Origin of the sequence: Citrobacter sp. Cpo142 (assembly GCF_030332425.1) — a bacterium.
Lineage (GTDB): Bacteria > Pseudomonadota > Gammaproteobacteria > Enterobacterales > Enterobacteriaceae > Citrobacter > Citrobacter portucalensis.
Genome location: NZ_JAOWHW010000146.1, coordinates 6,222 through 17,632 on the forward strand (window position 1 = coordinate 6,222; position 11,411 = coordinate 17,632).

The 11,411-nt window shown below is 48.4% G+C and carries 8 protein-coding genes; 7 read left to right on the forward strand and 1 reads right to left on the reverse strand.

Translation table 11 applies throughout. The features are described from left to right. Positions 1–250 precede the first annotated feature (250 nt). Positions 251–859, reverse strand: a complete 609-nt coding sequence (locus OGY18_RS24445; protein ID WP_022652299.1) for a TetR/AcrR family transcriptional regulator — start codon at positions 857–859, stop codon at positions 251–253. A 376-nt stretch (positions 860–1,235) separates the two neighbouring features. Here OGY18_RS24445 and uidA point away from each other — a divergent pair, with 376 nt between their 5' ends. The 7 genes from uidA (at position 1,236) to uxuR (ending at position 11,249) form a co-directional block, all read left to right on the forward strand. Next, the gene (uidA, locus tag OGY18_RS24450; protein ID WP_022652298.1) at positions 1,236–3,047 is read left to right on the forward strand and encodes a beta-glucuronidase; all 1,812 of its coding nucleotides are present in this window, start codon (positions 1,236–1,238) and stop codon (positions 3,045–3,047) included. Continuing rightward, positions 3,044–4,417, forward strand: a complete 1,374-nt coding sequence (gene uidB / locus OGY18_RS24455; protein WP_022652297.1) for a glucuronide transporter — start codon at positions 3,044–3,046, stop codon at positions 4,415–4,417. The genes uidA and uidB overlap by 4 nt, the downstream gene beginning before the upstream one ends. Before the next feature lie 48 nt (positions 4,418–4,465). Beyond that, a complete protein-coding gene (uidC, locus tag OGY18_RS24460) occupies positions 4,466–5,731 on the forward strand; it encodes a glucuronide uptake porin UidC (RefSeq protein ID WP_022652296.1) in 1,266 nt (421 codons plus the stop codon). Positions 5,732–6,032: 301 nt separating this feature from the next. Next, entirely contained in the window at positions 6,033–7,217 is a 1,185-nt protein-coding gene (gene uxuA / locus OGY18_RS24465) for a mannonate dehydratase (protein ID WP_022652295.1), read from the forward strand. Positions 7,218–7,323: 106 nt separating this feature from the next. Further along, positions 7,324–8,793: a fructuronate reductase gene (locus tag OGY18_RS24470; RefSeq protein ID WP_022652294.1), complete on the forward strand. Its 1,470-nt coding sequence runs from the start codon at positions 7,324–7,326 to the stop codon at positions 8,791–8,793. Between the two features lie 19 nt (positions 8,794–8,812). Further along, positions 8,813–10,243: a glucuronate isomerase gene (gene uxaC / locus OGY18_RS24475; protein WP_022652293.1), complete on the forward strand. Its 1,431-nt coding sequence runs from the start codon at positions 8,813–8,815 to the stop codon at positions 10,241–10,243. A gap of 217 nt (positions 10,244–10,460) precedes the next feature. Next, positions 10,461–11,249, forward strand: a complete 789-nt coding sequence (uxuR, locus tag OGY18_RS24480) for a Uxu operon transcriptional regulator (protein ID WP_032430963.1) — start codon at positions 10,461–10,463, stop codon at positions 11,247–11,249. Positions 11,250–11,411 lie beyond the last annotated feature (162 nt).

The window sequence follows — 11,411 nt, forward strand, 5'->3', positions numbered from 1 at the left end:
AAATCGGCCCAGATCCGCGAAATTTTAATCAGCGAGTCAGCTTGGGAAGAAATGACCTGCTTATTCGCACCTTCCCTAACTAAGGCGACGGCATAAGGAAACCGCAGACAGAACTGAGTGTGGTCCTGAAAATGGCCCTGAATGACAAACCGGTGTTTTGGGATCACCCTGCACACCTTGGTTCAGGGGAGGGGGCATCATTCCTAAATATTGTTTCTGAATGGAGAATTGCAGATCAGAACAAATGCGCTCATGTACCTTGTTTGTTGACGGTGTTTCCTACATGCAGCATTCCGCCGATCATATCGCGAAATGTCATTGCGAAATCAGCATCCCGTGAATTTTCATCTGCTTCAATATCGGACAAGATGCCATAGGTCAGAGATAACAGTAACCTGGCCGCCTTTCTGTTATTGATATTATTGCCGATCTCCCCTTTGGCCTGCGCATCGTTGAAACGTGCAACGAGGAAATCTGTGATGGTTTGGTATTTGCTTTTGAGCATGTCCGCGACCTGAGGATTTCGCATCCCCTCCGCCATTATTTCCATAACTAACGCGCGTTGAGCGCAATCTTCATGTGTGACGTCAATCATAGAGTCCACCAGATAATCTACCAGGCCAACGCCTTCGAGTGGATGACGAAAGCGGGTTAAGGCTCTTTCCTGATCTTCAAGGATTATGGCCTGAATCAAGGCCTCTTTTGACACGAAGTGGTGATACAAGGTTCCAGGACTCATGTCGCTGGCCTTGCAGATGGTTTTCATTGACGTGTTATGAAAACCATTTTCTGCAAAGCACTCTCTTGCGGCATTCAGGATCCTGGTACGCGTTGACATTCCGGATAATTTTTTACCCATTGAGGTTGCTCGATTCTTCTTCGAAAACAACAGTGTAACCGGTGAGTAGATTGACGCCTACCGGCAAATTAACTTTTTTTGGTCAACCAATAATTTATGTTGCGTAGCCTTTCCGAAGTGAGAAACATATGCAAGGAAAAACTAGAATGAACGTTTGGTTGGGTATTTTTCAATCTATGTCAATTGATGGTTTTATGTATGTGTGATTGGTGTCGCATAAGCTACATTGCAAATTTTAATTTTATGACATTCTCTTCAGTTCTTTGTGGTGTGGATTCTCCGCAGTGATTCATCCGTGATAACAATGCGGTCTATGAACTGGTTAACTTGTACATTTTTTGGTTGACCAATCACCACAAAGAAAAGGAGAGTTGTGATGTTACGTCCTGTTGAAACTTCAACCCGAGAAATCAAGAAACTAGATGGTCTGTGGTCATTCTGTCTGGATACTGCTGATTGCGGCATGGCACAGCAATGGTGGAAGCGCCCGCTTTCTCAAAGTCGTGCGATTGCAGTACCTGGTAGCTTTAACGATCAGTTCGCCGATGCTGATATTCGCAATTACGTTGGGAACGTCTGGTATCAGCGGCAGGTATTTATTCCGAATGGGTGGGGTAACCAACGTATTGTTCTACGGTTTGACGCGGTCACGCATTATGGAAAGGTCTGGGTTAACGATAACTTTTTGATGGAACATCAGGGTGGGTATACCCCTTTTGAGGCTGATATTAGCCATCTTGTTTCACCGGGTGAAAATGTCCAGGTCACAGTCTGTGTGAATAACGAACTCAGCTGGCAGACGATTCCTCCGGGAATAGTGACATGTGATGATAATGGTAAGAAGCAACAATCCTATTTCCATGATTTCTTTAACTATGCCGGCATTCATCGCAGTGTCATGCTCTATACCACTCCACGCTCTTTCGTTGAAGATATCACTGTGGTGACCCATGTCAGTGACAATGGTGAAGAGGCCACCATTTGTTGGCAAGTTACGGGCAAGGGAAATATTGCTGTTGAATTACGTGATTCGGAACAGCAACTTGTCGCTTCAGGGCAAGGGGCTGAGGGCCAGTTACGATTGACTTCCCCATGCCTGTGGCAGCCTGGTGAAGGATATCTATATAATTTTAATGTGGTTTTGTCTGATTCGGCAGAGCGTGATGAATACCCGCTGCGCGTGGGGATCCGTTCAGTTGAAGTGAAGGGAGAACAGTTTCTGATTAACAACAAACCTTTTTATTTCACTGGGTTTGGGCGTCATGAAGATGCCGACTTACGAGGGAAAGGATTTGATAACGTCCTGATGGTCCACGACCATGCGCTAATGGAATGGATTGGTGCGAACTCATATCGAACATCACATTATCCCTATGCTGAGGAGATGCTCGACTGGGCGGATGAACAGGGCATTGTCATAATCGATGAGACAGCTGCAGTCGGCTTTAACCTGTCTCTGGGCATTGGCTTTGATGCGTGCGAAAAACCGACGTCATTGTACGGCGATGACGCAATTAATGATCGGACCCAACTGGCGCACCTTCAGGCTATTCGGGAACTCATCGCACGCGATAAAAACCATCCAAGCGTTGTCATGTGGAGTATTGCCAATGAACCGGATACACGTCCTGAAGGGGCCAGGGAATACTTTGAGCCTCTGGCGATTTCGACACGCGAGCTCGATCCGACCCGACCTATTACCTGTGTCAATGTGATGTTCTGTGATGCTGAAAGCGATACGATCACCGATCTTTTCGATGTGGTTTGCCTTAACCGCTACTACGGATGGTATTTACAAAGCGGCGATCTTGAGAAAGCTGAACGTGTGCTGGAAAAAGAGCTGCTGGCATGGCAGGACAAACTTCACCGCCCCATCATTATTACCGAATATGGTGTTGATACCATGGCCGGACTGCATTCGATGTACACCGATATGTGGAGCGAAGAGTTTCAGTGCGCGTGGCTCGATATGTACCATCGTGTTTTCGATCGGGTTAGCGCCGTGGTGGGTGAGCAGGTCTGGAATTTCGCTGATTTTTCTACTTCACAAGGAATTATGCGTGTTGGTGGCAACCGCAAAGGGATTTTTACCCGCGATAGAAAACCGAAATCCGCTGCTTTCCTGCTGAAAAAACGCTGGACTACCATGGCATTTGGCGAGAAACCTCAGCAGGGAGAGTCATTATGAGCCAGCAGCTCTCCTGGCGCGCCATCATCGGCTATAGCCTGGGTGATGTCGCTAATAATTTTGCCTTCGCTATGGGTGCATTATTTCTTCTGAGCTACTACACCGACGTCGCAGGCGTCGGTGCCGCAGCCGCAGGAACGATGCTGCTGCTGGTGCGCGTTTTTGACGCCTTTGCTGATGTCTCGGCGGGGCGTATTGTTGACAGCGTTAATACGCGTTGGGGAAAATTCCGTCCTTTCCTGCTTTTCGGCTCAGCACCTTTAATGGCTTTCAGCGTTTTGGTGTTTTGTGTCCCCGCAGAGTGGAGTCACAGTAGCAAAGTTATTTACGCGTATATTACTTATATGGGACTGGGGATTTGCTATAGCCTTGTGAATATCCCTTATGGCTCACTTGCAACGGCCATGACCCAACAGCCGCAATCACGTGCCCGGCTTGGTGCTGCGCGCAGCATCGCGGCCTCACTCACCTTTGTTTGCCTGGCGTTTCTCATTGGGCCACGGATTAGTGGTGCCAGTCCGACTGAGATGCAGGATGTTTATCTCTTCTGGACTATTATCCTGGCAGTTGCAGGTACTGTGTTGTATTTCGTCTGTTTTAAATCGACCAAAGAAAATGTCGTGCGTATCGTGGCGCAGCCTTCGATGAAGATAAGTTTACAGACGGTAAAGCAAAATCGACCCTTGATTATGCTGTGTGCTGGGGCACTGTGTTTACTTATCTCGACCTTTGCGGTCAGTGCATCTTCATTATTTTATGTTCGTTATGTTTTAAATGATGCTGGACTTTTCTCGGTGATGGTATTGGTTCAGATGTTGATAGGAACTGTTGCCTCGGCTCCTATGGTTCCGCGATTGGTCACTCGAGTTGGGAAAAAGAACACCTTCCTGATTGGCTCGTTGCTTGGAACTAGCGGTTATTTATTGTTTTTTTATATGTCGGCTCATTCCGTTCCTGTTGCGCTCACCGCACTGGCCATCGCTTCTGTTGGTCAGGGAATATCGATGACGGTGATGTGGGCACTCGAGGCGGATACTGTTGAGTATGGCGAGTATCTGACAGGTGTGCGGATTGAGGGGTTAACCTACTCACTGTTTTCCTTTACTCGCAAGTGTGGTCAGGCCATCGGTGGTTCAATCCCGGCATTTATTCTGGGACTCAGCGGATATATTGCTAATCAGGCACAAACGCCAGAAGTCATTATGGGTATCCGGATTTCGATTGCGCTGGTACCTTGTGGCTTCTTATTATTAGCATTTATTATTATGTGGTTTTATCCGCTAACAGATCAGAAATTCAAAGAAATTATTTTAGAGATTGATACTCGTAAAAAAACGCAACAAAAACTGATCGACGACTTTAAAAAATAAGGCCCTGTAGTTTTATTATAAAACAATTACAAACCCAAAGGTTAAACGATGAATAAAATAACACGTTTAACGGCTATTGCTATAGCCGTGGCCTCGGTGTGTACCTCTGTGTTAGCGGAACAAATCTCTGACGATGAAGCAGCATTAAGATTTAGATTAAAAAATGAGTTGCGCAGGGCTGACAAACCCAGCGCCGGAACTGGGAAGAATATATATGCCTGGGTGCAGGGAGGGCTTGTTGATTTTAATAGTGGTTATTACTCTCAATTTATAGGGGTAGAGGGTGGTGCCTATTACGTTTATAAACTTGGTGCCCGAGATAATATGAGTACGCGCTGGTACTTAGATGACCATGAAAGTTTTGGCTATGCACTTGGCGCTCTAAAAATAAAAGCTGGTGACAATGTTAGATTGAAAATAGGGCGTTTTGGAACGGATTATAGTTACGGGAGTTTACCGTGGCGAATCCCCCTTATCGGTGGCAGTTCACAGCGTACGTTACCTACAGTTTCCGAAGGCGCTTTAGGTTATTTCGCTCCGACAGAGAATTTTGAGCTTTGGGCAATGTGGCGCACAAGAGTATTTCAATGGACCGACTCGGCAACCGGTATTCGTGATGAAGGTGTATATAACAGTAAGACCGGAAAATACGATAAACATCGAACTCGCTCATTTTTAACCGCCAGCTGGCATGATGATCGTAGCCGTTATTCACTGGGGGGCTCAGTACAGAGAGATGTCTCTCACCAGCTGCAGAGCATTATTGAACAAACAATTCCGTTGTCGTCGGGATATGCCCTGAAGGGCGAGCTATTGGGTTTCTATGCCGGACTTGATGGGTTGAGCCGCTCGTCCAGCCAGCCGAATGAGACTGCATTGGTCAGCGGTCAGTTGACCTGGAGTGCGCCGTGGGGAAGTCTTTTCGCTAGCGGTGGATATCTCCGCCATTCGATGAATGGTGCGGTGGTTGATACAGATATTGGCTATCCCTTCTCACTCAGCCTCGATCGCAACCGCGAAGGGATGCAGTCCTGGCAGATGGGGGCCAACTATCGACTGACACCGCAGCTGACTTTAACACTGGCACCAGTTGTCACCCGTGGCTACGAATCCAGTCAGCGAGATGTACAAATTGAAGGTATGGGGCTGCTCAGTGCGGTTAACTATCGGGTTGCCGAGGGGCCACTCAGCGGGATGAATATATTCCTTGCCGCCGATAAGGGCCGTGAAAAGCGCGACGGCAGTTCGCTAGGTGACAGGCTTAATTACTGGGATGTGAAGATGAGCATCCAGTATGACTTTATGCTGCGGTGATGCTAACGGGAGGGGGCATTTTCACTACGACATCGGATGGCTTCAGAATAGCTGGGGTGTTGTGACTTTCGGTAGTTGCTTAACTTGTTCATCAGCACCTGCCTGAGTATGGCCTTGAGACTCCAGACGAAGCATGTGCGATGAAGAACGGATTGGCATTTATTAAAAAATTAATTGGTCGACCAATAGGTTGGCTTGTTTGGCGGGTTGTTTGACTGTATGACTCGTCCCCCCTAAACATGGCTATAGCCTGTTTGAGCTGTATAAAACAGCGATCTCATCGTAAGAGAGGAGTTGAAATATGAAACAAACCTGGCGTTGGTATGGCCCTAATGACCCGGTAACGCTTGCCGATGTACGTCAGGCTGGCGCAAGTGGCGTGGTAACCGCATTACACCATATCCCGAATGGGCTGGTTTGGTCTGTTGAAGAGATTCTGGAGCGTAAAACTATTGTCGAAGAGGCGGGGCTCGAGTGGTCTGTGGTCGAGAGCGTGCCGATTCATGAGGATATCAAAACCCACAGTGGTCAATACGATCTGTGGATAAACAATTATCAACAGACGCTGCGTAACCTGGCACAATGCGGGATCTACACCGTTTGCTACAACTTCATGCCTGTACTGGACTGGACTCGCACTGATCTTGAATATGTTTTGCCGGATGGTTCAAAAGCGTTGCGTTTTGACCAGATAGAGTTCGCAGTGTTTGAATTACACCTTTTACAACGCCAGGGGGCAGAAACTGATTACACAGCAGAAGAGATAGAGCTGGCCAATCAGCGCTTCGCTGCCATGAGTGAAGAAGATAAAGCACGCCTGACTCGCAATATAATTGCTGGTCTTCCGGGAGCAGAAGAGGGCTATACGCTAGATCAGTTCCGCGCCCATCTGGCGACTTATCAAAATATTGATAAAGCAAAATTGCGTGACAACTTTGCGTATTTCCTCAAAGCCATCGTTCCGGTTGCCGAAGCGACCGGCGTTCGTATGGCGGTACACCCTGATGACCCGCCGCGCCCGATCCTGGGTCTACCGCGTATAGTCTCCACCATTGAAGATATGCAGTGGATGGTGGAGACCGTCAACAGCATGGCGAATGGTTTCACCATGTGTACCGGCTCTTACGGCGTCCGTGCGGATAACGATTTGGTCGGTATGATTCAACTGTTCGGCCCACGTATTTACTTCACGCATTTACGCTCAACATTGCGTGAAGATAACCCAAAAACGTTCCATGAAGCGGCGCATCTGTATGGTGATGTGGACATGTATGCCGTGGTGAAGGCCATCGTCGAGGAAGAGTATCGCCGTAAAGCCGAAGGCTACGAGGATCTGATCCCTATGCGTCCTGACCATGGGCATCAGATGCTGGACGATTTGAAAAAGAAAACAAATCCGGGCTACTCGGCAATTGGCCGTCTGAAAGGGTTGGCTGAAGTACGAGGAGTCGAACTGGCGATTCAGCGCGCCTTCTTCAGTCATTAAGTTTCCGCCGGTGGCGTCACCGGCCATTCAGCGTTTATATCCACTGCAGTAGACACATACTCACCCACATTTCGTGGGTGAAGTCATCGCACGACAGGAGTTTGCCATGGAACAAAATATCGTTAGCGGCTCGCTTTCCGCTACCCGTCCGCAATGGGACGGTTCGCGTCTGGTTTCCCGTATCGTCCACCTGGGATGCGGGGCGTTTCACCGTGCACATCAGGCGTTGTTTACTCACCATTTGCTGGAGTGTAGCGACAGCGACTGGGGGATCTGTGAAGTTAACCTGATGCCGGGGAACGATGCACGGTTGATTGAAAACCTTAGAGCACAAAATCTGCTTTATACCGTCGCAGAACGTGGAGCGGAAATAACAGAACTTAAGATCATTGGCTCAATGAAAGAAGCTCTGCACCCTGAATTTGATGGATGTGACGGGATTCTGAAAGCCATGGCGCGTCCCGAGACGGCGATTGTTTCTCTGACAGTGACGGAAAAGGGCTACTGCACGGAGGCAGCCAGCGGCAAGTTGGATCTGAACAACCCTCTGATTAAACATGACCTTACATCACCACAACAACCTAAGTCGGCTATTGGATACATCGTTGAGGCTTTAGACATGCGTCGTCTGCAGGGGATAAGGCCATTTACCGTTCTGTCATGTGATAACGTTCGAGAGAATGGTCTCGTTGCCAGAGCGGCGGTTATAGGACTGGCAAAGGCACGTTCGACGGAGCTGGCGACGTGGATTGCGCAAAACGTAACATTCCCTTGTACCATGGTTGACCGTATTGTTCCGGCAGTAACGGAAGAGACACTGCAACTGATTGCCGATCAGCTTGGTGTGTTCGATCCCTGTGGTATAGCCTGCGAGCCTTTCCGTCAGTGGGTGATAGAAGATAACTTTGTCAATGGCAGACCGGAGTGGGACAACGTCGGGGCACAGTTTGTCGAAGACGTCGTACCATTTGAAATGATGAAACTACGGATGCTGAACGGTAGTCACTCTTTTCTGGCGTATCTTGGCTATCTGGCCGGCTATGAAACAATCGCCGATACCATGGCTAATCCAGAATATCGTCAGGCGGTACGGAAGTTGATGCTGAATGAACAAGCTCCCACGTTGTCGATGCCTGAGGGCACTGATTTATCGGGTTACGCTGATTTACTGCTCTCCCGTTTTACCAACCCTTCACTCAGGCACCGTACCTCGCAGATTGCAATGGATGGCAGTCAGAAATTACCGCAACGCCTGCTTGATCCAATTCGTATCCATTTGGCAAAGGGAACCGATCATCGTCATCTGGTTCTTGGCGTTGCTGGATGGATGCGCTACGTTCGTGGTCTTGACGATAAAGGACAAAAGATAGATATCGTCGATCCACTTTTTGCCCGCTATCAGGCTATCCATCAGCAGTATCATAGCGCGCAAGAACGTGTACGTGCGCTACTGGCAATTGAGTCAATTTTTGGTCGCGATCTGCCAGAAAATAGCTCGTTCGTAAATGCGGTCATGGAGACGTACGTCCGGCTGGAACAGCGCGGAGCACGCGCGGTGCTTGAATCGCTACAGTGATTAATAAAGGAGAAAAACCATGGCCGCATTTATGACGGAAGACTTTTTACTCAAAAATGAGATTGCCCGCATGCTCTACCACAGGTATGCGGCAGTAATGCCCATTTACGACTTCCATTGCCACCTGAGCCCGAAAGAGATTGCGCAGGATCGCCGTTTTGAAAATCTTGGGCAAATCTGGCTTGAAGGGGACCATTATAAGTGGCGAGCTCTACGTACTGCGGGGGTAGAGGAGAGGCTCATTACCGGGAAAGAAACCAGTGATTACGAAAAATATCTTGCCTGGGCGGACACGGTGCCAAAAACACTAGGTAACCCACTGTACCACTGGACGCACCTCGAGTTACGTCGTCCCTTCGGCATCACGAATACGCTGCTGGATCCGCAAAGCGCTGATGCTATTTGGGAACACTGCAACGCGAAGCTGGCTACCCCAGAGTTTTCGGCCCGCGGGATCATGCGACAGATGAATGTAAGAATGGTCGGCACTACCGACGATCCCATTGACGATTTGCGGTATCACCGGCAAATCGCCGAGGATGCAAGCGTTGATATCGATGTTGCACCGAGCTGGCGTCCTGACCGGGTCTTTAAAATCGAGCTGGAGGGTTTTGTTGATTATTTGCATAAGCTGGAAGCTGCAGCGGATATTAGCATTACCCGCTTCGATGATCTGCGCTGTGCGCTGCGCCGTCGTCTCGATCATTTTGTTGCACATGGGTGCCGCGTGTCGGATCACGGTATTGAAACGGTGCGTTTTGCCCAGATACCGAACGACGCGCAGCTCGACGCTATTCTTGCTAAACGTCTCGCGGGCAATGAACTCAGCGAGCTGGAGATTGCGCAATTTTCTACGGCGGTTTTGGTCTGGTTGGGTCGCCAGTATGCTGCACGGGGATGGGTGATGCAGCTGCACATTGGGGCTATTCGTAACAACAATACGCGAATGTTCCGTTTACTTGGGCCGGACAGCGGTTTTGACTCAATTGGCGATAATAATATCAGTCAGCCGCTTGCCCGGTTGCTCGATAGCATGGATATGACCAACGAGCTGCCGAAAACGATTCTTTACTGCCTCAATCCACGTGATAACGAAGTGCTGGCGACGATGATTGGCAACTTCCAGGGGCCGGGTATTTCCGGGAAGGTACAGTTTGGTTCTGGTTGGTGGTTCAATGATCAGAAAGATGGTATGTTGCGCCAGCTGGAACAGTTATCACAGATGGGGTTGTTAAGTCAGTTTGTCGGCATGTTGACCGACTCTCGTAGTTTTCTGTCCTATACCCGGCATGAATATTTCCGACGTTTATTGTGTAACCTGATTGGCCGATGGGCTGAAGAGGGTGAAATCCCTGATGATGAAGTAATGTTGAGTCGTATGGTGCAGGACATTTGTTTCAATAATGCTCAGCGCTATTTTACGGTGGATCAGGCATTATTTGTCAGCTAATAATGCGAGGCACCGCAGGCAGTGATTGGTCAGCCAATTTTTTCTTTCGGTGCATTTTGCTATGTTATAAATCAAGTTAACATATTGTATTTGTTCATAATTTAATTGGTGTCATTGTTTGGTTTGTGTGGCTATAGCTGACTGACAACTTATGCTATAGTCTGAGTAATCCCCGATATTACGGGGTTATTTTGGTAAAAGTGAAGCCACAGCCACCATGAAACAAGCTCTATTTCAGCAGCGTCCCTACCAGGAGGTGGGTTCCATGCTGCGCCTGATGATCATTGAGAAAAAATATGCCGTAGGTGGGAGATTACCGCCAGAACGCGAAATAGCAGACATGCTTGAAGTCAGCCGTACGGTCGTTCGTGAAGCGTTGATCATGCTGGAAATCGAAGGCATCGTTGAAGTTCGTCGGGGCGCTGGTATTTTTGTGGTACGCATTCCTGATGGGAAAGAGGGGGTCGTCAGAGATGAAGAGAGCAGCGACGAGAATACACCGAACCAGTGTAATGATGCCGGTCCTTTTGAACTTCTCCAGGCCCGACAACTGCTGGAAAGTAACATAGCCGAATTCGCCGCCTTACAGGCGACCCGTGAAGATATCATAAAAATGCGCCGCGCTTTGCAGTTGCAGGAGGAGGGGGCAGTTTCTGACGATCACGAGGTCGGTGATATGCAATTTCATCTGGCAATTGCTGAAGCGACTCATAATAGCATGTTGGTTGAGCTGTTTAAGCAGTCCTGGCAGTGGCGTGTTAATAATCCCATGTGGATTCAGCTCCATCTTCATTTACGTGATACACAGTACCGTAAGGAATGGTTGGTCGATCACAAACAGATCCTTGCTGCTTTAATCAAAAAAGATGCACGGGCCGCGAAATTAGCCATGTGGCAGCATCTTGAGAATGTGAAAAACCGCCTGCTGGAACTCTCAGATTTTGATGATCTTAATTTCGACGGTTACCTCTTCGAATCCTGGCCATTACGTGATGCTAACGCTTGAACAGAATCCAACCGCAATAAGTAACGGCTTTATCTCGAAAATTCTGGATAAATGGGCGTATGGACACTTACTGGTTCCTGTCACGGCACTGTTGCAAATAGTCGGTGGTGATAAACTTATCATCCCCTTTTGCTGATGGAGCTGCACATGAACCCATTCAAA

Coding starts and splice junctions, on each gene's coding strand:
- OGY18_RS24445 (WP_022652299.1), bottom strand. CDS start 859: ATGGGTAAAAAATTATCCGGAATGTCAACGCGTACCAGGATCCTGAAT.
- uidA (WP_022652298.1), top strand. CDS start 1,236: ATGTTACGTCCTGTTGAAACTTCAACCCGAGAAATCAAGAAACTAGAT.
- uidB (WP_022652297.1), top strand. CDS start 3,044: ATGAGCCAGCAGCTCTCCTGGCGCGCCATCATCGGCTATAGCCTGGGT.
- uidC (WP_022652296.1), top strand. CDS start 4,466: ATGAATAAAATAACACGTTTAACGGCTATTGCTATAGCCGTGGCCTCG.
- uxuA (WP_022652295.1), top strand. CDS start 6,033: ATGAAACAAACCTGGCGTTGGTATGGCCCTAATGACCCGGTAACGCTT.
- OGY18_RS24470 (WP_022652294.1), top strand. CDS start 7,324: ATGGAACAAAATATCGTTAGCGGCTCGCTTTCCGCTACCCGTCCGCAA.
- uxaC (WP_022652293.1), top strand. CDS start 8,813: ATGGCCGCATTTATGACGGAAGACTTTTTACTCAAAAATGAGATTGCC.
- uxuR (WP_032430963.1), top strand. CDS start 10,461: ATGAAACAAGCTCTATTTCAGCAGCGTCCCTACCAGGAGGTGGGTTCC.